This is a genomic window from Streptococcus sp. LPB0220, assembly GCF_008727815.1.
Lineage (GTDB): Bacteria > Bacillota > Bacilli > Lactobacillales > Streptococcaceae > Streptococcus.
On sequence record NZ_CP044230.1, the window covers coordinates 737,969 to 763,818 of the forward strand.

The following is a 25,850-nucleotide window of genomic DNA, read 5'->3' on the forward strand; positions in this document are numbered from 1 at the left end:
AGGAAACTATGCTTTATCCAGCACCTATTGCAAAATTAATTGACAGCTATTCGAAGTTGCCAGGAATTGGGATCAAAACAGCGACTCGTCTGGCTTTTTACACCATTGGTATGTCAGATGATGATGTCAATGAATTTGCCAAGAACTTACTGAATGCCAAGCGTGAGCTAGGGTATTGCAGTATTTGTGGCAATTTAACCGATGAAGAAACCTGCGAGATTTGTCGAGATGAAACGCGGGATCCATCCCTCATTCTGGTTGTAGAAGATAGCCGGGATGTATCTGCTATGGAAAATATCCAGGAATACCATGGTCGCTATCATGTCTTGCATGGCTTGATCTCGCCCATGAATGGCGTGGGACCCGATGACATCAATCTCAAGACTTTGATTGGTCGCTTGATGGATGGAACAGTCACAGAGGTCATTGTTGCGACCAATGCGACAGCAGACGGGGAAGCGACATCTATGTATATCTCGCGCGTGCTCAAACCTGCAGGGATCAAAGTAACCCGTTTGGCACGTGGTCTGGCAGTTGGAGCCGATATCGAGTATGCGGACGAAGTGACCTTGCTTCGTGCGATCGAAAATCGGACAGAATTATAAGAGAAGTTCTTTCGAAAGGGCTATCATTGTGGTATACTATCAAGTAAGAAATCAAGGGAACAATTAGGGAGAAACTATGAGTAAACAAGACTTAATCCTGTTGTATGGTGGACGTAGTGCAGAACGTGAAGTATCTGTTCTTTCAGCAGAAAGCGTGATGCGCGCGATTGATTACCAAGCATTTTCGGTTCAAACCTACTTTATTACGCAGTCAGGAGATTTCATCCAGACGCAAGCTTTTGAAGAGAAACCAGCGGATGATGAGAAATTGATGACCAATGAGACAGTGGACTGGTCTAAAAAAGTGGCACCATCTGCGATTTACAAGGAAGGAGCAGTAGTCTTTCCAGTTCTTCATGGACCAATGGGAGAAGATGGTTCCATTCAAGGCTTCTTAGAAGTCTTGAAGATGCCTTATGTCGGCTGTGGCATCCTAGCTTCCAGTGTTGCGATGGACAAGATCACGACCAAACGGGTCTTGGAGTCTGCTGGAATTCCTCAAGTTCCTTATGTAGCTGTAGTGGAAGGCGATGACGTGGATGAGAAAATTGCTACAATTGAAGCGACTCTCTCTTATCCTGTCTTTACCAAACCATCCAATATGGGCTCTAGTGTTGGGATTTCAAAATCTGAAAACCAAACAGAGCTTCGGACTGCTCTCGAATTGGCCTTCAAATACGATAGCCGTGTCTTGGTAGAGCAAGGAGTCAATGCGCGTGAGATCGAAGTTGGACTGCTTGGAAACTATGATGTGAAGAGTACCTTGCCAGGTGAAGTTGTGAAAGATGTGGCCTTCTATGATTATGATGCCAAATACATCGACAACAAAATTACCATGGCGATTCCAGCTCAATTGGACCCTGAGGTTGTGAAAACCATGCGGACCAACGCAGAAAAAGCCTTTCGTGCAATCGGTGGTCTAGGTTTAGCGCGTTGTGATTTCTTCTATACCGATAAAGGAGAGATCTTCTTAAACGAACTCAATACCATGCCAGGATTTACCCAATGGTCTATGTATCCTCTGCTTTGGGACAATATGGGACTCAACTATACAGATTTGATCACCAAGTTAGTAGAGCTTGGAAAAGAAGTCTTCCAAAAACACGAAGCGCATTTGTTGTAAGAAAAGAGAGAGTGGGACAGAAATCGGTAATTCGTTAGAATTCGATTTCGTCGTCCCACCTCCGCACAGTTAAGTAGGGCTGTAAAAGCTGATAAAATCAGCGTAGTAGAGCCCACTCAACTACTGCGTCTTGCTCGACAATCCAAAAACAATCAAGAGGCTAGGACTTCTGTCCCAGCCACTTTTTTTGTGGTCTAGAATATGGTATAATGAGAAGAATTTGATAGGAGCGTCCAAATTTTTGAAGACGCTACGGAGAACTGAGGAGTCGGATATGAATCTCACATTACATGAAGTTGCTCATCTAGTACACGCAAAAAATGATATCAGCCAATTTGAAGATGTGGCCCTCGTCAAGCCGGAATTTGACAGCCGATTGATTGGGCCTGGAGACCTGTTTGTTCCTTTAAAGGGAGCGCGTGATGGTCATGACTTTATTGAGACTGCTTTTGAAAATGGAGCCGTAGCCACTTTTTCAGAGAAAGTGGTAGAAGGCCACCCTTATATTTTGGTGGAAGATGTGCTGAGCGCTTTTCAAACACTTGCTGCAGCCTATCTTCAAAAGACAAAAGTAGATGTTTTTGCAGTGACGGGGTCAAATGGTAAAACCACCACAAAAGATATGTTGGCACAGCTTTTGTCCACCACCTACCTGACCTATAAAACACAAGGAAACTATAATAACGAAATTGGTCTTCCTTATACGGTTTTGCATATGCCAGAAGGGACGGACAAACTGGTCCTTGAAATGGGGCAAGACCATCTAGGAGATATCCATCTCTTGTCAGAACTGGCGCATCCAAAAGCTGCTATTGTCACCTTGATTGGGGAAGCCCATTTGGAATTCTTCAAAGATCGAAGTGAGATCGCAAAAGGAAAACTCCAGATTGCGGATGGGATGCCAGAAGGCGGTCTTCTGGTAGTTCCAGCTGATCCGATCGTCAATGCCTACCTCCCTGAAAATCAAACAGTCGTTCGCTTTGGGCCAGATGAGGAGATTTTTATTACCGAGTTAATCGAGCGAAAGGATAGCTTAACTTTCCGAGCTAATTTCTTAGAAGAAGCGATCGATCTTCCAGTAACAGGAAAATACAATGCGACCAATGCTATGATTGCAGCTTATGTTGCCTTGAAAGAAGGAGTGAGTGAAGCTGCGATTCGTGATAGTTTTGAAACCTTGCAATTAACGCGCAACCGGACAGAATGGAAGAAGGCCAGTAACGGAGCGGATATCCTATCCGATGTCTACAATGCTAATCCGACGGCTATGCGCTTGATTTTAGAAACTTTCTCGACTATTCCTGCGAATCCAAATGGCCGAAAATTAGCCGTACTTGCAGATATGAAAGAACTAGGGGAGCAATCTGTAAATCTACACAACCAAATGATCCTCAGCCTCTCACCGGATGTCTTGGATACCGTTATTTTCTATGGGCAAGACATTGCGGGCTTGGCTCAATTAGCGAGTCAGATGTTCCCACTCGGACATGTCTATTATTTCAAAAAGACCGCTGAGGAAGATCAATTTGAGGACCTGGTCAAACAAGTCAAGGAAAGCTTAAAAGAGCAGGACCAAATCCTCATCAAGGGAAGCAATTCCATGAATCTAGCCAAATTGGTAGAGGAATTAGAAAAAGCCTAGCAAATGTGAAGGAAGTTATACAAAAATAGGCTACTATAAACTAAAGGAATAGAAAAATGACACTTTGGGATTTATTGTTTACGAACCAAAAATCAGCCCCGCCTGAGTTTGGACTCTGGTATGTTTTCCTACCAGCTTCCTTGTTGGTGGTTGGCTATTTTTCCATCAAATATGCACAGTCTAAAAGCTACCAACGCTTTTGGTATTGGGCACAATTGATTCAAGTCTTAACCATCAATGCTTGGTATATTCTAGCCCACATGCCTTTGACAGACAATTTACCTTTTTATCATTGTCGCTTGGCTATGCTTGCGATCCTCTTTGCTCCTAGAGGGACCTATATCAAGCAATATTTTGCCTTGTTGGGTGTTCTAGGATCCATTGCGGCTTTGGTTTATCCGGCCTTTGACCCCTTCCCATTCCCCCATATTACTGTACTCAACCTGATTTTTAGTCACTGGGCCTTGTTTGCCAATAGTTTGATTTACCTGCAGGAGTTTTATCAGTCGGAAAAACAGGACACCTTACGGATTGTTAAGATCACCTTTGGTATGAATGCCGTCATCTTTTTGGTCAATCTTTTGACCAGAGGAGATTACGGCTTCTTACGACGTCCACCAATCATTGGAGACCACGGTGCTCTCTTGAACTACCTCTTGGTCAGCATCGTGATGGTGGCTGGTATTTGCTTGGTCAACCAGCGCTACAAATACAAGATGGTTGAAGAGACTGTCGTTTCGCGTTCGGAATAGAAAAAAGAGTAGATGAGGGAAAGAAATCATGGCACTTTGGGACTTATTTTTCACTAGTCAACCAACATCCCCTCCTCAATTGGGGGTCTGGTATTTCTTATTGCCTACTTCTTTGGTAGTAGTGGGAGTTCTGTCCGTTCGATTTGCTCACTCCAAAAGCTACCAAACCTTTTGGTATTGGGGACAGTTGATCCAGTTGCTCATTATCAACTCTTGGTATTTAGCAGCTCGCTTGCCTTTTTCAGAGAGTCTTCCCTTCTATCATAGCCGGATGGCTATGTGGATTATTCTTTTGGCCCCCAAGGGAAGCTTCAAGCAATATTTTGCCCTCGTGGGAGTCTTTGGCTCCATTATGGCCTTGGTTCATCCTGTTTTTTATCCCTACCCTTTTCCTCACGTTTCCTCGATCAACAATGTCTTTGGTCACTGGGCCCTCTTGGCCAACTGTCTAATCTATCTGGTTCAATCCTACCAGGTGGAAGAAGGGGCTGTTTGGAAGATCTGTCAGATGACGTTTGGAGTCAATGCCATTATTGTTCTAGCCAACCTTGTAACGGGCGGAAACTATGGCTTTCTGCGTCGACCACCTGTCATAGGTGACCATGGCCTTGTGCTCAACTATTTGATCGTGACAGTCCTAATGACGGGGACACTGATCCTCATCAATACTATCGTTCAGTACAGTAAGAAAAGAAGAATACCTGAATCTGTTTAAATAAGGAGACTTTATGCATCATTTTTTTACCACAGAATCAACAGCACCACCAGCAATCTCAGCACTTTGGTATAGTGTGATGGTCTTGTTAATTGTGACAGCGATCATGATGTCACTTCGCTATTATCAGAATGAGCAATTTCGCAAATGCTTTCAATACTTACAAGGCTTCCAGTTAATTTGCTTGTATCTTTGGTATTTTGCCTACCACATTCCTTGGTCCAATAGCCTGCCTTTTTATCACTGTCGCTTGGCTATGTTTGCGGTCTTGTTTTTACCAGACAGATGGAAAAGCAAACAGTTCTTTGCCTTGATGGGAGTCAGTGGAGCCATCTTTGCTTTGGGCTATCCAGTCTTTGATCCCTATACTTTCCCTCATATTACGAGTTTTTCTTTCCTCCTCGGACATTACTGTCTCCTCATCAATTCCTTGATTTATCTCTTGAGATGGTATGATCGAAATCTCTTAAAAAATAGTCAGATTGTTCTCTATACCTTTGCCTTAGATTTATTCCTGGTTGGAGTCAATCAATTGACGGGAGGAAATTACGGCTTGATGGCCCGCCCTCCGATTATGAGAGGGGATAAGGTGTGGCTCAACTATCTGGTTGTATCCAGTATTTTAGCCCTTGCTTTATTACTCTTTAATCAGTTCTTCAGTCGCAGAAGTGAGCGGGTGAAAGTGAGAAAATAACAAGTAGGAAGGTTGGGACATCTCGGTCTCAACCCTGTTTTATATTAAAGGAGAATATATGAAGCGTTTCTTGCTAATGATTTCCCTCATTTGGAGTTTGGTTTGTACAATCACGATCGCACATGCAGATGATGAAGTTCGCTATTCGATTGAATCCTATGTAGGACACCTCCAATTGCAGGAAGATAGCCAAGCAACATTTACACAAGAGATTACCTATCAGTTTCAGACAGGCTATCATGGTCAATATGTGACTCTAGGAAGTGCAGATCCTCTTCCAAAAGGGTTTAAGATTCATCGTCATCCTGAGGTGGAAGCCTATGTGGATGGGGAAAAACGTGAGATTCGTGTAGAGGAGACAGACCTGGAAGATGGTCGTCAATTAAAAATATACAATGCCCGTATCGTCGGTGGCACGGTCAAGATCAAAGTGAAATGGAAGATTGATCATCTCTTGACTTTCTACAAGGATATTGCAGAACTGAATTGGTTTCCTATTTCAGATGGAGATGAGAAAGTCGCGAAATTAGATTTTTATGTGGATGGCTTGGATGCCAAGCAGGGAAAACTGTATGCCCATACTGGTTACTTTAATCCACCAGCCCAAGTCGAACGGACTGAAACTGGTTATCATATTTGGACAAAGGATTTTCCAAAAAATGGAAAGCTCGAACTGCATGCCTATTGGCCAATGACAGAAGCCCTGCGTCGAGACCAAGCAAATGAGATTAACAAGGGAAATGGAAAAGAGAAATTTCTCAAAAAAGAGAAATCCATTGAACAAAAAACGTTCCTCTATCGGACCCTTCTACTTAAGGTTGTACCAATTGTATCGATTCTTTTATTTATCCTCGCTTTCATTCCATGGATCCGGTATTTTATCAGTACCAGAACTCGTCGGATTGCAAAAGGAGTACGATTATACGAACCACCACAGAATTTACCTCCTCTTGTCCTAGCTAAGGCACTGTATCAACTTGATTTTGAACGGATGGTGATGTCTAGAGAGAGGGGCCAACTAAAATTTAATCATCTCATTCAAGCAACTATATTGGATCTCATTGATCGAGGAAATCTTCGTTTGACTAGGAATGAAAATGGGGAAACCTTGACCTGTCTCCATTATGAAGGCTTGGCTGATTTTGAATTGAAGTTTATTGAAATGATCTTTGATCAAGAAACTGAAATCAATATCAGTGAAGTATTTTCAAGGTATAAAATCGACAAAGCAGCCTTAAAAAAAGATTTTCGAGCTGCTAAATCAGACACACAACGAGACCGTATTCGAAAAGTCGGAAGTGCCGTTCAATCGCTTTTAAAAAAGGATGCCCAGCAATTGTCAAAAGGGGTAGAAAAGGAAATTGCAAAATTAGGATTGCCTTCTTATTTTAGAGACTTATCTGAAAAAGAAGAAGCTTTTTCTAAAACAGGCTGTGCCTTACATTTTTGGCTCTTACTGATCTTATTTGTGAGCATGTGTTTCTTATCTTTTGGATTTGGATCACACCTATCTTCCTTCTATTTTTGGATGATTTTACTTTTGGTTTTGTTATTCATTCCATTTTATATTGTTGTGAAAATCCGTGAAGATCATCTACAATCCTTAGAGAACTTGGATTCACAATTCCAATGGATGGCCTTTCGAAATATGATCGAAAGTATTCCAAATTTCAACCAAGCAGAACTTGAGAGTGTCATCCTATGGAATCGCATCTTAGTCTATGCAACCATGTATGGCCAAGCAAAAAAAGTGAGCCAGGTACTCCAAAATCATCAGATTCCCTTACCATATGAAGACTGGGACACTGTTCTTTGGCTAACAACCTCCCCAAATACCTTCCTAGACGGCTCTACTTTGATGAACTATGCAGATGATTCCTATAGTGTTTCAAGCTTCTCTATTAACTCTTCAGATGGCAGTGGCGGCTTTGACGGCGGTGGTTTCTCTGATGGTGGCGGTGGCGGAGGATTTGGTGCCTTTTGATAGCCGTGAAAAGAAGACTAGAATCTACGGATTTTGGTCTTTCTTTTTGCTCTCAAAGAAGAATCATCGTTGAAAAAAGTGCCTATTTTCGCTATAATAGGACAGATAGAGAAATTGAGGAGAAATCCGATGTAAAGATGAATTTGTAAATTTATCAAAAAATAAGAAGAGAAAGAATTAGGAACATGAACGTACAAGAAGAAATCAAAAAACGCCGTACCTTTGCCATCATCTCCCACCCGGATGCTGGTAAAACGACGATTACAGAGCAGTTGCTCTACTTTGGGGGAGAGATTCGGGAAGCCGGTACTGTAAAAGGAAAGAAAACAGGAAACTTTGCTAAATCTGACTGGATGGATATCGAGAAGCAACGTGGGATTTCAGTAACCTCATCTGTTATGCAGTTCGACTATGATGGCAAACGGGTCAATATCCTTGATACGCCAGGGCACGAGGACTTCTCAGAAGATACTTATCGGACCTTGATGGCGGTGGACGCTGCCGTCATGGTGGTGGACTCTGCCAAAGGGATTGAGGCCCAAACCAAGAAATTGTTTGAGGTTGTGAAACACCGTGGCATTCCAGTCTTTACTTTTATGAACAAGCTGGACCGGGATGGACGTGAGCCACTGGATCTCTTGCAAGAATTGGAAGAAGTCTTGGGCATCGCGAGTTACCCAATGAACTGGCCGATCGGGATGGGGAAAGCCTTTGAGGGACTCTATGACCTTTATAACCAACGTTTGGAACTCTACAAAGGGGATGAACGTTTTGCTAGTCTAGAAGATGGAGACAAGCTTTTTGCTAACAACCCTTTCTACGAGCAAGTAAAAGACGATATCGAACTCTTGCAAGAAGCAGGAAATGACTTCTCAGAAGAAGCCATCCTTGCAGGTGAATTGACTCCCGTCTTCTTCGGATCCGCTTTGACGAACTTTGGAGTACAGACTTTCTTGGAAACCTTCCTCAAGTTTGCTCCGGAGCCACACGGCCACAAGAAGACAGATGGAGAACTTGTCGATCCTTATGACAAGGATTTCTCAGGCTTTGTCTTTAAAATTCAAGCTAATATGGATCCTCGTCACCGCGACCGGATCGCCTTTGTGCGGATCGTATCTGGCGAATTTGAGCGTGGCATGAGCGTCAACCTGCCTCGTACTGGTAAGGGCGCTAAGTTATCTAACGTGACTCAATTTATGGCCGAAAGCCGTGAAAATGTCAGCAATGCTGTAGCAGGAGACATCATCGGGGTTTACGATACGGGTACGTATCAGGTTGGAGACACGCTGACAGTTGGCAAAAACAAGTTCGAATTTGAACCACTGCCAACCTTTACCCCTGAAATCTTCATGAAGGTGTCTGCCAAGAACGTTATGAAGCAAAAATCCTTCCACAAAGGGATTGAGCAATTGGTGCAAGAAGGAGCTATTCAGCTCTACACCAACTACCAAACAGGTGAATACATGTTGGGTGCCGTTGGTCAATTGCAGTTTGAAGTCTTTAAGCACCGGATGGAAAATGAATACAATGCCGAAGTGGTCATGAGCCCAATGGGTAAAAAGACCGTTCGCTGGATCAAACCAGAAGACTTAGATGAGCGCATGTCTTCAAGCCGAAACATCTTGGCGAAGGACCGCTTTGACCAACCAGTCTTCCTCTTTGAAAATGACTTTGCCCTCCGTTGGTTTGCAGATAAGTATCCAGACGTTGAGCTGGAAGAAAAGATGGGGTAAGGAACGATTCAAAACCGATCCATAACAATAGAATAAGAAAACGGATAAGGTCCGTTTTCGCTTTTAAAGGAGAAATGATGGGATTATTAAGTGGTTTGATGGGCAATGCCTCTCAAAAAAATGTCGATAAAGTAGAAAGAGATCTGGAAGATATCTTGGTGCCGGGAGAGCAAGTGACACTTGCTTTTAGCTTGATTCGTGATTTAATCGTCTTTACAGAGTTTCGTTTGATCTTGGTGGATAAGCAAGGAGTAACAGGAAAGAAAACTTCCTACAAATCCCTTCCTTATCGCTCTATCTCTCGTTTTTCAGTGGAAACTTCTGGTCATTTTGATTTGGATGCCGAATTAAAAATCTGGGTCTCTTCTGCAGTCGAGCCTTCAGAAGTTTTACAATTCAAGAGTGACAGCAGCGTCATTGAAATCCAGCAAGCATTAGCCAGTGCAGTTTTTAAATAAAAATATCATTTTGATAGAGAACAGTTGAGAAAGGAGACGGAATGTTTATCGAAAAACAATTGGGTCAAGATCGGAAATGGATCAATATCGACTCGGATATGATTGCTGAAAACTCATATCTTTATAAAAAATACGAGATTGACAAAGAAACCATTGAGTACGCGATGGATAAGAACGAACGTGCCCATATGGATTATAATCGAGAAAACGGTACGATCACATTTATCTACAATGTATTGGATTTAGAAAAGGACAAGGAATACTACGAAACCATCCCTATGACCTTTATCGTTCAAGATACGCGACTCGTGACCATCAGTAACCAGGACAATGCCTATATCATTGAACAAATGGTTCGCTATTTGGAAAGCCATGGGGAGTTGTCGATCTATAAGTTGCTTTTTGCAGGTCTTGAAATGATCAGTAATGCTTATTATCCGATTATTGATCGCTTAGATAAGCACAAGGATGAACTCAATCGTTTGCTTCGAAAGACAACGACGACCAAGAATCTTTATGCCCTGTCTGACCTTGAGACCGGTATGGTCTATCTGGTCGCAGCAGCCAAGCAAAATCGGATGTTGCTAGAACATATTAAAGCGCATGCCATTTATCGCAGGATGAATGATGTTGAAAAAGAGCAGTTTGATGATGCCATGATCGAAGCGCGTCAGTTGGCTTCGATGACTGAGTTGATTTCCAATGTCTTGCAACAGTTGTCAGGATCTTACAACAATATCCTAAACAACAACTTGAATGACAACTTGACAACCCTAACCATCTTTGAAGCCTTGTTGGCGGTTTTAGCCGTTATCACCGGTTTCTTTGGAATGAATATCCCTCTTCCTATGACAAAGGATCCCAATGCTTGGATTTATGTATCCGTATGTAGCTTTATATTATGGCTCATTTTGGCAAAGGTTATGCGGTGGATTGTGAAACAAAGATAAAAAAGAGGCTTGGAGAAATCCGAGCCTCTTCGTATCTAGAATAATCTGAGAAATAGGAACCATCTAGACACCTGCCCTCCTCTCCAAAGAAGGGGCAGTGTGAATAGTTCATCGACTGTACAAAATCTTCTTGGAAATAGTAGGAGTAGATTTAATAGTACTGAGTGGTTCTAAATAAATCAGAACTTAGAATAAATCGTTGAATCAGATAAAATGATCCTATTTCTTTATACAGAAATATTTTAGATACTAACTGTATTATACATATTTATTTGTAAAAACGCAAGAACTACCAAAAAAAGTTTTTCCGAAGTTTTTATACTCCTATGATGAAGTATATGAAATGGTTACAAGAAGAAAACCAGTCCTGGAAAGGTTTAGGGGCGTTTTTATAATCTTAAGCTATCTAAGATTTTTTCCTAAAAAATAAAATTAGTCTCCTGTGACTATCATTTACCTCTTCATTGTGTTATACTAGATAAGTTGCAAACTTGTATGAGAGAAATGCTGGGGAGATGGAACAATTAGAAAAGGAATGTTGGTCAATCTCCCACAAGGAGGATCTTGGTGTCTTTTCGTTTGGAAAACGACTTTAATCAACCATATCCGCTAGTGCGAAAACATTTTTCGCAGAAGGGAATTCCATAAAAAAACGATTGGGTTTTTCTTTAGATGAGTCTTGCGACAGGTAACCGGGAAGGAGACTTCCTATGCAATCAGTGCGTTTTCGCATTGAAAGAAGTGTGATAAAGTGGCTTCGCACCACTTTTTAGAAAGAAGAAAGAATTGAAATTCAACGAATTTAACTTATCTGCTGAATTATTAGCAGAAATCGAAAAAGCTGGCTTTGTAGAAGCAAGCCCCATCCAAGAACAAACCATTCCTTTGGCCCTTGAAGGAAAAGATGTCATTGGTCAAGCGCAAACAGGGACCGGTAAAACGGCTGCTTTTGGTCTTCCAACTTTGGAGAAGATTGATGTCGATAACACAGTAATCCAAGCCCTTGTTATTGCTCCGACGCGTGAGTTGGCGGTTCAAAGTCAGGAAGAACTCTTCCGCTTTGGACGCAGTAAGGGTGTCAAAGTTCGCTCTGTCTATGGTGGATCAAGCATTGAAAAGCAAATTAAAGCTTTGAAGTCAGGTGCTCACATCGTTGTGGGAACACCTGGACGTTTGCTAGATTTGATCAAGCGCAAGGCCTTGAAACTCGATCATATTGAAACCTTGATCCTGGATGAAGCAGATGAAATGCTCAATATGGGCTTCTTGGAAGATATCGAAGCCATCATTAGCCGTGTTCCGGAAACACGCCAAACCTTGCTCTTTTCAGCAACGATGCCAGAAGCCATCAAACGCATTGGTGTTCAGTTTATGAAAGAACCCGAACACGTTAAGATCGCAGCCAAAGAATTGACCACCGACTTGGTCGATCAATACTATATTCGTGTCAAAGAAGGCGAAAAGTTTGATACCATGACTCGATTGATGGATGTCGAGCAACCGGAGCTTGCCATTGTCTTTGGTCGGACTAAACGCCGGGTCGATGAATTGACGCGTGGCTTGAAGATCCGTGGTTTCCGAGCAGAAGGGATTCACGGAGATTTGGATCAAAACAAACGTCTCCGTGTCCTTCGTGACTTTAAAAATGGGAACTTGGACGTCTTGGTGGCAACGGACGTTGCGGCACGTGGTTTGGACATTTCAGGTGTGACCCATGTCTACAACTACGATATTCCACAAGATCCAGAAAGCTATGTTCACCGGATCGGACGGACAGGTCGTGCTGGGAAAACAGGGCAATCCATTACCTTTGTTTCGCCAAATGAAATGGGCTATTTGCAAATCATTGAGAACTTGACTAAAAAGCGGATGAAGGGAATGAAACCTGCAACAGCAGCAGAAGCCTTCCAAGCGAAAAAACAAGTAGCGCTGAAGAAAATTGAGCGAGATTTTGAAGATGAAAAAATCCGGACCAACTTTGAGAAGTTTGGTAAGGATGCTCGCAAATTGGCTGCAGAATTCACTCCTGAAGAATTGGCTATGTATATCTTGAGCTTGACCGTTCAAGATCCAGATAGTCTTCCAGAAGTTGAAATTGCGCGTGAAAAACCATTGCCATTTAAACCATCCGGTGGTGGCGTTGGTGGAAAAGGCAAAGGTGGCCGTGGAAATGGCCGTCGTGGAGACCAACGCCGTGATCGAAATCGCAGAGATGACCGTGAAGGTGGACGACGTGATTTCAAACGCAAGTCCAATAAAAACAGCCGGGACTTTGAAGGCAAAGGCAACAAACGTCCTCATCGTACGTCAAGTGAAAAGAAAAATGGATTTGTCATCCGCAATAAAGGGGATAAATAAGTCCTAAGAACGGTCTAGCAATAGGCCGTCTTTTTAATGAAAATCAAAAATACAAGGGTTAACTAGCTGTTAACCCTTGTATATTTATAAGGAGACCTAAATGATAACTGACTCTTTTAGAAAAAATGTATCATGATAAGGAGCATCCTAAAAAAGTCAGAAAACAGAAAGAACGGATTCCTAAAACGGAATGTTTCTGTTAACATATTAAGTTTACAATTATTTCTAAGCTTTGTCAAGGTTTTTTTCTTATATTTTTAAAAATTTTTAACGAAAAAGATAAAAATTGACAATCTTAGCTAAAAGGTTATAATGAATATAATAACTATATTAATCATAAAGAGGTGGCGTCCATGGTGATTGCATTAAAAAACGATGATCTAGAAGTACAATGTAAGACATTTGGAGGGGAATTGAGCTCCATTCGTAATAAAGAAGGCTTAGAATATCTCTGGCAAGGGGATCCGGAGTATTGGTCGGGACAAGCGCCTGTTTTGTTTCCAATTTGCGGAAGCGTTCGTAATGGCCAAGTACAGTATCATCTAAAAGATGGAGTGAAGACAGGTCAGCTGCCAAGACACGGTCTCATTAGGAAGAGAGAGTTTGAACTTAAAGAACAAACAGACCATCGTCTTGTCTTTGAAATCACCTCTAACGAAGAGAGCCTGCAAAATTATCCCTACCATTTTCGAGTTGAAATCGTTTATGAACTACAAGGGAAAGAAATCACCATCACCTATCGTGTACAAAATCTAGAGTCTGATCAAGTCATGCCTTATTTCATTGGAGGGCATCCAGCTTTTCATTGTCCCCTTTTAGCAGATGAAGACTATGAAGACTACGAGTTGATTTTTGAAAAAGAAGAAACCTGCAGCGTCCCTCTCTTGTTCACAGAAACTGGATTGGTCGATCGCCTGCAGCGGACGCCATTTTTCGATCATAAGCGTAGCCTACCTTTGCGACATGAACTATTTGAAAAAGATGCCATTATTTTAGATCAGTTAACCTCTAAATCTGTGAAGCTTATCTCGAAAAAATCAGGTAAAGGTTTGGAATTTGATTTTGCAGATTTTGAAAATCTGGTCCTTTGGTCTACCAATAACAAGGGCCCCTTCATTGCCTTAGAGCCTTGGACAGGTATTTCCACATCTGCAGAAGAGGGCGATTTCTTCGAAGACAAAAAAGGTGTGATCCAGTTGGACCCTCAAGAGACACGGAGTCATCAGTACCGTATCACCATTTTGTAAATGAAAAACCGTTGGACTATGGAGTCCGACGGTTCTTTTTGATATAGTTTAGTTTTGCCTGGCGCGATTTCTTTTTAAAGAGAGCTTCGGCAGACATCGCAGAGGGTTTATCTGGATAGGATTCTTTGTAAAGAAGTTTAACGGCGAGGCGAGCCCGTGTGTATTTGGCCCCTTTTCCAGCATTGTGAGTCTTCAGGCGTTTTTCGACATCCGTGGTATAGCCAGTGTAGAGAGAGCCATCCGCACACTCTAAAACATACATGTAAGCCTTAGTTTCCATAGTAGATCTCATGAATCTCGTCTGTATAGCTGCCATCTTCATTGTGAATAAAGAGAGGAGGAAGAATTTTTAAACCATCCAGTGAGCCATCCTTGATCGCCTCAATCAATAACATATTCGCCTCTTTAGTCACTTTGGGGTAGACAAACTGGATCCGCTTAGGTGCAAGATTGTATCGTTTCATGGTTTCGATGATATCTAAAAAGCGATCTGGACGATGGACCATTGCTAAGCGACCATTTGATTTGAGAACCCGCTGGGCCACATGGCAAATCTCATCTAAGTTGGTGGTAATTTCATGTCGAGCTAAGAGGTAGTGTTCACTCTCATTGAGATTGGAATGCTCATCCACCTTGAAATAAGGAGGATTGCAGAGGATGATATCCACCTTACTCCCCTTGATATGTTGAGGCAAATGCTTGAGATCATCGGTGATCATGGACATTTGCTGGTTCAAGCCATTGAGAGCAATGGAGCGGGTTGCCATATCCGCTAGACGTTCCTGTATTTCGACACCAATGATCTGGGCCTCTGTACGAGTACTCGCAAAAAGTCCCACGGCCCCATTTCCAGCGCAGAGATCTACGATCAAGCCCCGCTTGGGCAATTTTGGAAAGCGCGAGAGGAGGACGCTATCCACGGAATAACTAAAGACTTCCCGATTTTGTATAATTTTCACATCACTTGAAAAAAGTTGATTGACGCGCTCGCCGTCTTTTAATTCGATATCTGTCATGGCTCTATTATAGCATGAAAAGAAGCTTGGGAAAAGATCGATAGAACATAAAAAGAGGCTGGAACAAAAGTCCTAGCCTCTCAATTATTTTTGGATTGTCGATCAAGACGCAGTGGTTGAGTGGGCTCTACTACGCTGATTTCATCAGCTTTTACAGCCCTACTCAACTGTGCGGAGGTGGGACGACGAAATCGAATTCTAACGAATTACCGATTTCTGTCCCACTCTCTTTTTTTAATCAAATTCATATTTTTGGAGAATCGTAGTGAGGATAAAGATTCCTGTAAAGATAGCCATCAATGCCAGATAAACTGGGAAAGTAGTGGCTGTAAGGAGGGAAATCTCGATCAAGTTTTTTAACACGACCGCAGATGTGTAGAATCCTACTACAGAGAAGAGGATGAGGAGAGCCCGCCAGATATTTAGCGGCAGGCAAGCACGGATAACGGATAGGAAACCGATGGAGCCAAGTAAGTAGTAGGATACAGTAGACATATCGGCTGCAGACCAACCATGGCTTGCTCCCCAAAGGTGAATAAACAAGACACTAAAGACGACCATCAAGGCGCTTGGTAAGGCTAACAGAAGGGAACGTCTCAAGAAGTGTTTTTCAACCGGTTTGATATTGCGTTCAAAGGTCAACACAAATGGTGGGAATCCTTCGACGAATTGGTCGATCAGGGTGATTTGAATAGGAATGAAAGGGAAAATCAGCAAATAGTTGACGTTAAAGAAGAGAGCACTGGCAATACAGATGATAGCCAAGAGGAAGGAATAGATCGTTTTGATAAAGAAGATTGGAGCGATTCGTCCAATGTTATTCACCACACGACGGCCTTCAAAAAGAATTTCTGGAACGTCATTAAAGTCAGAGTTTAAAAGAACAATATTGGCAATTTGACGAGTTGCGGGATCTCCCTCAGCCATCACGATGGAGCAGTCTGCTTCGCGAAGAGCAAGGATATCATTGACCCCATCTCCTGTCATAGCAGTTATCCGACCAGCAGCTTTCAAGGTTTGGATAAGTAGTTTTTTCTGGTGAGGAGACACGCGCCCAAAGATAGCTGTTTCTTCTGCTTGATCCACTAATTGATCATCAGAAATTTTTGAACAATCGACGTAGTTCTCATAATTTTTGAAGCCAGCTTGTTGAGCGATATAAGAGACCGTCACAGGGTTGTCACCAGAGATGATTTTGAGATCCACTCCTTGAGAGCGCAAATACTCAAGAGTATCTGAAGCCCCTTCACGAATGGGGTCTGTAATCTCAATAACCGCAATCCCTTCAAGATTTTCAGGCAGTTTCAATTCCTGCATGCTGATCAGTTCTGAACTGTGAGCCAAGACGAGCACGCGCGATCCACGAGCTTGTGCTTCGACGACAGCAGCGGGATTTTCTTTAAGGAGCATTTCAGGAGCACCGAGAAAGACGGTTCCAAGGTTGGATAGGTGCATGGCTCCCCATTTCCGATCACTTGAGAAAGGAATAATGTTTTCCGCAGTATAAGCATGCTCCAACTCCCCATAAGCCTTGCGAATAGCTTGAGCAGTAGGATTGGTGTCCTCGCTATATTGCATGTAAGCTGAAAGGATAACTTTGATGGTTTCCTCAGAAAAATGATCCGATAAGCTATGGAGAGATTCGACTGTCATCTTCCCTTGAGTGATGGTACCGGTCTTATCTAGACACAAGGTATCCACACGTGCGAGAGTTTCCACGGAATACATTTCTTGAACAAGTACCTTGCGCATGCCGAGCTTAATGACAGCAGTCAAGAGAGACGTAACTGTCAGAAGGGCGATTCCTTTTGGCAACATTCCCAGGAGAGCTGTTGAAGAATTCACGACAGAATCCTTGATCGGCAGCATCTTGATCAACAATGCTTCAAAGAAGAGGGCAAGGCCAAATGGGATGATAATTTTACCAGTGAAGCTAGAAATTTTCGCTAAGTTATAAAGAATACGCGAATTGATAGGCTTCAAGGTTTTAGCTTCCATCATCAGTTTGTTGGCATAGTTGTTTGCTCCAACTCGCTTGACACGGGCATAGACTTGACCACTGGCAATATAACTACCAGAAAGCAGTTCATCGCCAACTTCTTTTAAGACCAGATCACTCTCACCAGTCAGCATAGCTTCATTGGCTTCAGCGATACCAGACATGACTTCGGCATCACTAGGGATCTGCTCACCCGAAGACAGAAGCATTAGATCACCTAGGACAAGCTTCTCTGGTGGAATCGCATCTTTTTCCCCGTCTCGAATGACAGTCACCAGCTCACGACTCATGAGATTGAGTTTATCAATCATCCGCTTGGCGCGCATCTCGGTCATGATTCCTGTAATGGCATTGAAGCAAATAACCGCGAAAAAGATCATATTGCTCCAGGCCTGTACAGCAGCCAAGGCTACGGCAATCACAAAGTTTAAGGTATTAAACAAGGTGAAGACGTTGCGCTTGATGATTTGCCAGGTACTGGTACTTGTATTCGTTGTAAAATCATTGGTTTGTCCGCGATCCATTTTCTTGCGGACTTCACTGAGGGATAACCCCTTTAATTCATTCGTTTCCATAGACAATATGATATCATTTTTTTGAGAAAAAGACTATCTAGAATCGGTCCGCTGAGACATTTTTTATCTAAAAAAAGTTTGCGGTCAAAATCAGGTTACGGTATAATAAGAAAGAACCTTTTACAGGATGGAATATCTTGTAGAGAAACGAATGAAATGGATTTGAGGAACAACTATGTTTTATACCTATTTACGTGGCCTTGTTGCCTTTATTCTGTGGGTTTTAAATGGGAATGCCCATTACCATCATAAGGACAATATTCCAGATCGAAAAGAGAACTACATCTTGGTATCCCCTCACCGAACTTGGTGGGATCCAGTCTATATGGCCTTTGCAACCAAGCCAAAGCAATTTATCTTTATGGCGAAAAAAGAACTCTTTACCAATCGTATTTTTGGCTGGTGGATTCGCATGTGTGGGGCTTTTCCAATCGACCGTGAAAATCCGGGAGCAGAAGCCATTAAGTATCCTGTCAATATGCTGAAAAAGAGCAACCGTTCTTTGATTATGTTCCCAAGTGGAAGTCGTCATTCTCAAGACGTAAAAGGCGGTGTTGCCATCATTGCCAAAATGGCGAAGGTCCGTATCATGCCAGTGACTTATACTGGTCCAAGAGACTTGAAAGGGTTGGCAACGGGTGAACGCATTGATATGAACTTTGGACATCCCATTGATATTTCGGATATTAAAAAGATGAATGACGAAGGAGTGGCAGAAGTTGCCCGCCGTATCCAAGAGGAGTTTGACCGTTTGGATGCGGAAGCGCAAGCGATCAACACCCCAACAAAACCTTTTATCTTGATTCGTTTGTTAAAAATCCTTTTGATTCCCCTTGTCTTAGTCGTTGGCATCTTGACCTTGCTCTTTAGTTACCTAGCAAGCTTTGTATGGGATCCAGACAAACATCGGAAAAACAAGTAAAAAAACTGAGAGTTTTTCTCAGTTTTTTTTATTTTTACGAATAATAAAAGTGAGAGGAGGTTTCTTATGGAGGATATCATCGAAAAAATCAAAGAATATAAGCTATTTTTAGCTCTTACTGCTATCGGACTCTTACTTGGAGGGTATTTTCTTTTTCATCGACCTCAGTCAAGTGCATCCACCATACCGGATCTTTATCAGGCTTCTAGTTCAACTTCGAGCAAAGAAAAGGTGCAGACCACTAGTTCCAAAGAAGAAAAGACGGCGACTTCTGTGTCTGATGCACCCGAGATCATTACGGTCGATGTCAAAGGAGCCGTCAAACAACCAGGTGTCTATGAGTTGCGCTCCAATAGCAGAGTCCACGATGCTATTTATAAGGCAGGCGGGATGACAGCAGATGCCAATAGTCAATCGGTCAACTTGGCGCAAAAACTCTCCGATGAAGCAGTGATCTATGTTGCTAAAGAAGGAGAGGATGTTCCAGAACTTGGAAGTTCAGAAAGTCCTGCAACTTCGTCAGCACCAGCAGAAAAAACAGGCAAGGTCCATTTAAATCGAGCAACCGAATCAGATCTCCAGACAGTATCAGGCATTGGCCAGAAACGTGCCCAGGACATTATCGCCTATCGCGAAGCAAATGGTCCTTTTCGATCAGTGGATGATCTGAAGAATGTTTCAGGAATCGGAGAGAAAACACTGGAGAAACTAAGAGATGCTTTCACGGTGGATTAAAGACCTTCCTTTTTCGCTTGTCCATCTCGCCTTTGTGCTCCTATGGCTGTATTTTAGTATCTATCAACCATCTTGGCTTTCGATCAGCGGTCTAGTAGTAGTGGGAGTTTTAGCGGTTCATCACTATAAAGGGGAGCGCTCAAGTTTGCTAGGGCTTGCTTTAGCAAACCTTTGTTTTGCGGCCTTCTTTGTCTTTCAGCGACTACAGGATCATCCAGTACAAGCAGAAAGTCAGCCCCCATCCCACTTACGCCTGATTCCAGATACCATCAAGATCAATGGGGACGCCCTGTCTTTTCGTGCTAAAAATCAGGGAAGGACCTACCAAGTCTTCTACACTTTAAAATCAGAAAAAGAAAAACAGCAGTGGCAAAGTCAAACCCGCTTGATGGAGTTGACATATAAAGGTGTTATAGAAGAACCAGAAGGGCAACGAAATTTTAGAGGATTTGACTACCGGTCTTATTTGGAAACACAGGGAATTCACTATCAAATAAAAATTGAAGCGATCCAATCTGCGGTTCCCATCCAAACGTGGAATGTTTTTGACTGGCTATCTCAATGGAGGCGCCAAGCCATTGTTTGGAGCAAGGAGCACTTTCCACAGCCGATGAACCAGTATATGACCGGCCTTCTTTTTGGTTATTTAGATACGGATTTTGAAGAGATGGATCAGCTTTACACGAGTTTGGGCATCATCCATTTGTTCGCCTTATCTGGGATGCAGGTCGGCTTTTTCATCAATGGGATCCGGAAAGCTCTCTTACGTCTAGGAATCTTGCAAGAGACAGTCGATATCTGGATGCTTCCAATTTCTTTGGTCTATGCTGGCTTGACAGGTTTTTCAGTTTCAGTGGTTCGTAGTCTCTTGCAGAAGATCCTCTCTCAAAAGGGGATCCGAGGGATGGAGAATATGGCGATGACCTTGATGATCTTAATGGTGCTCATGCCCAAGTTTCTTCTGACAGCTGGAGGGGTCTTGAGTTGTGCCTACGCCTTTATTTTGACCTTGGTAGATACCAGTTCTTATTCAGGACTTAAAAAGCTACTAGTGGAAAGTTTCTGGATTAGCCTGGGAATTTTGCCCCTTTTGACCTATTACTTTAGTGTCTTTCAACCGTGGTCACTCCCTTTAACCTTCCTCTTTTCTTTCTTATTTGACCTTGTCCTTCTTCCAGGTTTAACGGTGCTATTTATCTTATCGATTCTAAAGCCCCTTACAATTTTTAACAGTTTCTTTCTTCTCATAGAGGAGTGTATTCGTTGGATTTCAAAGCTCACGTCGCTACCTTTGGTATTTGGTCAGCCGACGGGACCAGCTCTGATTGCTCTCTTCCTTCTTTTAGGAATCTTGTATGATCTTCGAAAGCAAAAAAAACGTCGTTTCCTGTTAATAGGCATGATTCTACTCATCTTTTGTTGGACCAAGCATCCTTTAGAAAATGAGATTACCATGGTGGATATTGGTCAAGGAGACAGTATCTTTTTACGCGATTGGAAAGGAAGAACCATATTGATTGATGTCGGAGGACGTGTCACTTTTAAAAGTGGAGAAAAGTGGCAAGAGCGCAGTCAATCTGCCAATGCGGATCAAACCTTGATTCCCTATCTCAAGAGTCGTGGTGTTGGAAAACTCGATGCTTTGGTCTTGACTCATACAGACCAGGACCATATGGGCGATATGGTGGAGGTTGCCAAACAAATCCCAGTTAAAAAAGTGTATGTCAGTCCAGGTAGTCTAACTAATTCTCAATTTCGAGAGAAATTGAAACAGCTTCATAGTCCGATTAAAGTAGTCCAGAGAGGAGATCAACTACCTATTTTTGATCATCATCTAGAAGTCTTATCCCCTGATGAAGTGGGGGATGGTAAAAATGATGATTCAATTGTCCTCTATGGGCAGTTCTTTCAGAAACGATTTTTGTTCACGGGTGATTTGGAAGAAGCTGGAGAGAAAAAACTATTGAAAAACGATCCACAATTACAAGTAGATGTCTTGAAAGTAGGCCACCACGGTTCTAAAGGTTCCTCTAGTGATGTGTTTTTAGATCAGTTACATCCTCAGTTGGCCTTGATCTCTGTTGGAAAGAAAAATCGCTACCAACATCCCCATAAAGAATTGCTCGATCGTCTAGAGGAACGCTCTATTTCTTACCTTCGTACCGATGAAAGGGGAGCGATTCGCTTGATTGGGTGGGACCATTGGAGGGTAGAAACGGTCCGCTAGAGACGAGGAGAGGTTTGCTTTCTATGCTGAAAATTGCTATTATAGAAAGTGAAATCAATGTAAAGGTAGAATCGTATGAACGCATTTAAGCAATTTTGGATACAGTATGCAGATTTTTCAAGTAAGACCAGTCGGGCCCATTTTTGGCTAGCTTTTTTATGGAATTCCCTGATTTCTTTGCCTCTTTGGGTTTTTTACATCGTGACCTCTTTATCCCATCAAAATGCTCAAGAAACGCTCAATTTTTCAACTGTTCATTCTAAGACAGGTTTATGGGCGCTCGCTTTCTTAGCATTCTTTTACTTCCTCATTTTGGTACCCAGTCAAGCCATTTGTGTACGTCGCTTGCGGGATGCGGGAATCCATTGGTCTTGGATCTTTTTGAACCTTGGTCCGGTTCTGCTCTATTTGTTGACGGGGCTAGATATTTTCCTATTTCTTTGGGGGATTACAGTTATTTCTCTCTTGATTCTCATGATGCTTCCAGGGAAAAACACCTTCCCACAACCAGTAGAAACTCCTATGGGAGTGGCTTCTGAACCACAGGTCACAGCGACAGGGGGGAGCTTTGGAGGCAACTCGTTTGAGCAAATCCCTAATTTTGTAGCAGCACCTGATTTGTCTGATGAAAAACCACCATTGGAACAAAAAATGGCTGCTGAACACGAAATCCACTAAACTGATAGAGATAAGAGAGTTTCATGCAAGCAATTACCGACACTAAACATCTGACGGTTCAAACTCTGCCTCCTATTCTTGTCTTGACGGGTGAGGATGTAGGTCAATTTGAATGGTTAAAAAAAGACATTTTAAAAAAAATAGGCTATGATACTTCAGATTTGAATTATTCTTATTTTGATATGAAGGAAGCCTCCTATGCTGAGGTCGAGCTGGATTTGGTCAGTCTTCCCTTTTTTGCAGATGAAAAAATCGTGATTTTGGATCACTTATTGGATTTGACCACTGCCAAAAAACGCAATTTAACCGATGAAGATCTGAAGCAATTTGAAAATTATCTGGAAAATCCTTCTGAATCGACCCGTTTGGTGATATTTGCAGAAGGAAAATTAGATAGTAAGCGCCGCTTGGTCAAACTCCTAAAACGGGATGCCCAAATCATTGAAGCGACCACTCCTAAAGAGCAAGATTTAAAGCGTTATTTTTCTGGTCAGGCGCAAGAATTGGGCTTACACTTTGTTGGCGATTCCTTGGACCAGTTGCTCTTAAAATCTGGCTATGATTTTGGAGAGTTACAGAAGAATCTCGCTCTATTGCAGGCTTATAAAGAAGATGGTCAGATTACCCTCCAAGATATCGAGGAGGTTGTTCCAAAGTCCTTGCAAGATAATATTTTTGATCTGACACAGATGATTCTCAAACGCCAAATCGATCAAGCCCGGAATTTGGTTAAGGATCTTCGCTTACAAGGAGAAGATGAAATAAAATTGATCGCTATTTTGTTGGGGCAATTCCGAATGTTTTCTCAAGTTAAAATTTTCTCAGAAGAAGGCCAATCCGAAAGCCAAATTGTAGCGAGCTTGTCGGACTTGTCAGGACGCAAGGTCAATCCTTATCAGGTGAAGTTTGCCTTACGGGATAGCCGCAGGCTTACTCTGTCCTTTTTGAAGCAAGCTATGATGACCTTCATCGAGACGGATTATGCGATTAAAAGTGGAACATATGAAAAAGACTACTTATTTGATTTGGCCCTGTTGAAAGTAGCGAATAGCGTCTAACGATGAATGAAATCGCAAGCAGATTAGTTGAATAATTTAGCTGTTTGCGTTATCATCAAGTCAGTAATAAAGAAAAGAGGACCATAAAATGGCTATCATTTTACCAGAATTACCATATGCTTATGATGCATTGGAACCTTATATCGATGAAGAAACCATGCATTTGCACCATGATAAACACCATCAAACATATGTAAACAATGTGAATGCAGCTCTTGAAAAACATCCTGAAATTGGAGAAGACCTTGAAAGCTTGTTAGCTGATGTTGAATCCATTCCAGCTGATATTCGCCAAGCTGTGATCAACAATGGTGGTGGTCATTTGAACCACGCTCTTTTCTGGGAATTGATGACTCCAGAACAAACAGCTCCTTCAGCAGAACTTGCTGCAGCGATTGATGCTACATTTGGTTCATTTGAAGACTTCAAAGCAGCCTTCACAGCAGCAGCAACGACACGTTTTGGTTCTGGCTGGGCATGGTTGGTTGTCAACAAAGAAGGCAAACTCGAAGTGACTTCAACAGCAAACCAAGATACACCAATCTCTGAAGGTAAAACACCAATCCTTGGTTTGGATGTTTGGGAACATGCTTACTACGTGAAATACCGTAGCGTACGCCCTGACTACATCAAAGCTTTCTTCTCAGTGATCAACTGGAATAAAGTTAATGAATTGTTTGCAGCAGCAAAATAACAAAATGAAGGAATCTATAAGAGCAAGTATTGGCTCTTATAGATTTTTTTATGTGCATCCGGAAAATCGGAGTATAATTTCTTGCGTTTGGTCAGGAAAATGATACACTAGTAGGAGTGTGTCTTACTTGTCTGAAGCCTGGTTTGAAGGGCCTAGGCAAGGTAAAGATAAACCTTAAAATGAAAACTGAAACATTCAGGGAGAAATGAAATGACTAGTATTACCATTACTAAAGGAGCTGTTGAGACGCCTATCTATTTGCGGATGTTGAATCGTCATGGCTTGATTGCAGGTGCAACAGGAACAGGAAAAACGGTTACGCTCAAGGTCCTAACAGAAAAATTAAGCAAAGAAGGAATTCCGGTCTTTCTAGCCGATATCAAGGGAGATTTATCTGGCTTAGCCAAAGCAGGGCAATGGACACCAAAACTGGAAGAACGCTACAAGCTTCTTGGGATCACAGATCCGTTTGAGCCACAAGCTTTCCCTGTTCGATTGTGGGACTTCTTTGGCCAAGCTGGTCATCCTGTTCGTGCGACTGTCGAAGGGATGGGGTCATTGCTTCTGTCTCGTCTGCTTGATTTGAATGAAACCCAATCAGGAATTCTCGCAATTGTCTTTAAAGTGGCTCAAGAGAAAGATTGGCCCTTGATTGATTTGAAGGACCTGCAAAGCCTTTTAAAGGAAGTCTATGAGCACAGTTCAGACTATTCAGCCCAATATGGCAATATCACCAAACAATCTGTCGGAGCCATCCAAAGAAGTCTCTTGGTTCTTGAAGAAGAAGGAGCAGATCAGTTTTTCGGAGAGCCAGCACTTGATTTAAATGATTTCATGCAACTCGATGCATCTGGTCGTGGTTATATCAATATTCTTTCGGCTACAAAGCTCTTTCATTCACCAAAATTGTACTCAACCTTTTTGATTTGGATGCTGTCTCGTCTTTTTGAAACACTTCCAGAGGTTGGGGATCCTGAAAAGCCAAAATTGGTCTTCTTCTTTGATGAAGCGCATCTCCTCTTTAAGGATGCAAGCAAGCTCTTTCTTGAGAAGGTTGAGCAAGTGGTACGCCTAATTCGTTCGAAGGGTGTAGGGATTTACTTTATTACCCAAAATCCTCAAGACCTTCCAGAATCTGTTTTGGCACAGCTTGGAAATCGTGTTCAGCATGCACTTCGAGCTTATACACCAAAAGAAATGAAGGCGATTAAGGTGGCTGCCCAAAGTTTTCGTCCGAATCCAGATTTTGATACAGAAACAGTGATCACAGAGTTAGGGACAGGGGAAGCCTTAGTTTCTTTCCTCAATGAAAAGGGACAGCCTAGTGTGGTTGAGCGTGCTTATATTCTCTCTCCTCAATCGAGTTTTGACCTCTTAAATGAAAGTGAACAATTGGCCTTGATCACGACATCGCCTTTCCATCAAAAGTATGCGACGACGATTGATCGGGAATCTGCCTATGAAAAATTAGCAGCTAAAGCAAGCAAGGAAGCACAAGAAGAAGAGCAAAAAGAAGCAGCAAAAGAACGAGCTGCGGCGGAAAAAGCAGAGCAAAAACGCAGTCCAGGTCGCCCAAGAAAATCCAGTCTTGAAAAAGCTAAGGATTCCTTCTTGAGTTCCTTATTCCGGACGATTGCGCGTGAGATTGCTAAGCTAATTATGGGCTCCTTTAAACGGAAATAAGC

The 25,850-nt window shown here is 42.4% G+C and carries 22 protein-coding genes; 19 read left to right on the plus strand and 3 right to left on the minus strand.

Annotation, left to right across the window (positions count from 1 at the left end):
• Positions 1-8: 8 nt before the first annotated feature.
• From recR to LPB220_RS04030, 12 genes are all read left to right on the plus strand, one after another.
• The gene (gene recR, locus LPB220_RS03970; protein ID WP_070845403.1) at positions 9-605 is read left to right on the plus strand and encodes a recombination mediator RecR; all 597 of its coding nucleotides are present in this window, start codon (positions 9-11) and stop codon (positions 603-605) included.
• 76 nt (positions 606-681) lie between these two features.
• On the plus strand, positions 682-1,728 hold the full coding sequence (locus LPB220_RS03975) for a D-alanine--D-alanine ligase (protein WP_150905683.1): 1,047 nt from the start codon (positions 682-684) through the stop codon (positions 1,726-1,728).
• A 274-nt stretch (positions 1,729-2,002) separates the two neighbouring features.
• The gene (locus LPB220_RS03985) at positions 2,003-3,370 is read left to right on the plus strand and encodes a UDP-N-acetylmuramoyl-tripeptide--D-alanyl-D-alanine ligase (protein ID WP_150905685.1); all 1,368 of its coding nucleotides are present in this window, start codon (positions 2,003-2,005) and stop codon (positions 3,368-3,370) included.
• Between the two features lie 56 nt (positions 3,371-3,426).
• Positions 3,427-4,122, plus strand: coding sequence for a TIGR02206 family membrane protein (locus LPB220_RS03990; RefSeq protein WP_031577111.1), 696 nt, complete (start codon positions 3,427-3,429; stop codon positions 4,120-4,122).
• 28 nt (positions 4,123-4,150) lie between these two features.
• Positions 4,151-4,837 carry a TIGR02206 family membrane protein gene (locus LPB220_RS03995; RefSeq protein ID WP_031577112.1) on the plus strand — a complete coding sequence of 229 codons (687 nt, stop codon included), beginning with the start codon at positions 4,151-4,153 and terminating at the stop codon, positions 4,835-4,837.
• A 13-nt stretch (positions 4,838-4,850) separates the two neighbouring features.
• Positions 4,851-5,531 (plus strand): TIGR02206 family membrane protein, encoded by a 681-nt coding sequence (locus LPB220_RS04000; protein ID WP_003011786.1) that lies wholly within the window; start codon positions 4,851-4,853, stop codon positions 5,529-5,531.
• A 58-nt stretch (positions 5,532-5,589) separates the two neighbouring features.
• Positions 5,590-7,515 carry a DUF2207 domain-containing protein gene (locus LPB220_RS04005; RefSeq protein WP_150905687.1) on the plus strand — a complete coding sequence of 642 codons (1,926 nt, stop codon included), beginning with the start codon at positions 5,590-5,592 and terminating at the stop codon, positions 7,513-7,515.
• A gap of 185 nt (positions 7,516-7,700) precedes the next feature.
• On the plus strand, positions 7,701-9,248 hold the full coding sequence (locus LPB220_RS04010; RefSeq protein WP_070450462.1) for a peptide chain release factor 3: 1,548 nt from the start codon (positions 7,701-7,703) through the stop codon (positions 9,246-9,248).
• A gap of 77 nt (positions 9,249-9,325) precedes the next feature.
• A complete protein-coding gene (locus LPB220_RS04015) occupies positions 9,326-9,706 on the plus strand; it encodes a PH domain-containing protein (RefSeq protein WP_004219989.1) in 381 nt (126 codons plus the stop codon).
• A gap of 41 nt (positions 9,707-9,747) precedes the next feature.
• Entirely contained in the window at positions 9,748-10,656 is a 909-nt protein-coding gene (locus tag LPB220_RS04020) for a magnesium transporter CorA family protein (RefSeq protein WP_150905689.1), read from the plus strand.
• 786 nt (positions 10,657-11,442) lie between these two features.
• Positions 11,443-13,014: a DEAD/DEAH box helicase gene (locus tag LPB220_RS04025; RefSeq protein WP_150905691.1), complete on the plus strand. Its 1,572-nt coding sequence runs from the start codon at positions 11,443-11,445 to the stop codon at positions 13,012-13,014.
• Between the two features lie 353 nt (positions 13,015-13,367).
• Positions 13,368-14,261: an aldose 1-epimerase family protein gene (locus LPB220_RS04030; RefSeq protein ID WP_070595120.1), complete on the plus strand. Its 894-nt coding sequence runs from the start codon at positions 13,368-13,370 to the stop codon at positions 14,259-14,261.
• 16 nt (positions 14,262-14,277) lie between these two features.
• Here the strand turns inward: LPB220_RS04030 and LPB220_RS04035 are convergent, their stop codons facing one another.
• The 3 genes from LPB220_RS04035 to LPB220_RS04050 all read right to left on the minus strand — a co-directional run bounded on the left by LPB220_RS04035 (position 14,278) and on the right by LPB220_RS04050 (position 17,851).
• Entirely contained in the window at positions 14,278-14,541 is a 264-nt protein-coding gene (locus tag LPB220_RS04035; RefSeq protein ID WP_150905693.1) for a GIY-YIG nuclease family protein, read from the minus strand.
• Positions 14,531-15,277 carry a tRNA1(Val) (adenine(37)-N6)-methyltransferase gene (locus LPB220_RS04040; protein ID WP_021152863.1) on the minus strand — a complete coding sequence of 249 codons (747 nt, stop codon included), beginning with the start codon at positions 15,275-15,277 and terminating at the stop codon, positions 14,531-14,533. The genes LPB220_RS04035 and LPB220_RS04040 overlap by 11 nt, the downstream gene beginning before the upstream one ends.
• Before the next feature lie 234 nt (positions 15,278-15,511).
• A complete protein-coding gene (locus LPB220_RS04050; protein WP_150905695.1) occupies positions 15,512-17,851 on the minus strand; it encodes a cation-translocating P-type ATPase in 2,340 nt (779 codons plus the stop codon).
• Positions 17,852-18,026: 175 nt separating this feature from the next.
• On the opposite strand from LPB220_RS04050, the gene LPB220_RS04055 reads away from it, so the two are divergent.
• The 7 genes from LPB220_RS04055 (at position 18,027) to LPB220_RS04085 (ending at position 25,848) form a co-directional block, all read left to right on the plus strand.
• The gene (locus LPB220_RS04055; RefSeq protein ID WP_070673821.1) at positions 18,027-18,773 is read left to right on the plus strand and encodes a lysophospholipid acyltransferase family protein; all 747 of its coding nucleotides are present in this window, start codon (positions 18,027-18,029) and stop codon (positions 18,771-18,773) included.
• A 66-nt stretch (positions 18,774-18,839) separates the two neighbouring features.
• The gene (locus LPB220_RS04060) at positions 18,840-19,508 is read left to right on the plus strand and encodes a helix-hairpin-helix domain-containing protein (protein ID WP_150905697.1); all 669 of its coding nucleotides are present in this window, start codon (positions 18,840-18,842) and stop codon (positions 19,506-19,508) included.
• Complete coding sequence (locus LPB220_RS04065; RefSeq protein WP_150905699.1) at positions 19,489-21,735, plus strand: DNA internalization-related competence protein ComEC/Rec2; 2,247 nt, start codon at positions 19,489-19,491, stop codon at positions 21,733-21,735. Before LPB220_RS04060 ends, LPB220_RS04065 begins: the two co-directional genes overlap by 20 nt.
• A gap of 75 nt (positions 21,736-21,810) precedes the next feature.
• Positions 21,811-22,413, plus strand: coding sequence for a DUF805 domain-containing protein (locus LPB220_RS04070; RefSeq protein ID WP_150905701.1), 603 nt, complete (start codon positions 21,811-21,813; stop codon positions 22,411-22,413).
• A 23-nt stretch (positions 22,414-22,436) separates the two neighbouring features.
• Positions 22,437-23,471 carry a DNA polymerase III subunit delta gene (gene holA, locus LPB220_RS04075; RefSeq protein WP_049486408.1) on the plus strand — a complete coding sequence of 345 codons (1,035 nt, stop codon included), beginning with the start codon at positions 22,437-22,439 and terminating at the stop codon, positions 23,469-23,471.
• Between the two features lie 88 nt (positions 23,472-23,559).
• The gene (gene sodA, locus LPB220_RS04080) at positions 23,560-24,165 is read left to right on the plus strand and encodes a superoxide dismutase SodA (RefSeq protein WP_150905703.1); all 606 of its coding nucleotides are present in this window, start codon (positions 23,560-23,562) and stop codon (positions 24,163-24,165) included.
• 210 nt (positions 24,166-24,375) lie between these two features.
• A complete protein-coding gene (locus LPB220_RS04085; protein WP_150905705.1) occupies positions 24,376-25,848 on the plus strand; it encodes a helicase HerA-like domain-containing protein in 1,473 nt (490 codons plus the stop codon).
• Positions 25,849-25,850: the final 2 nt, after the last annotated feature.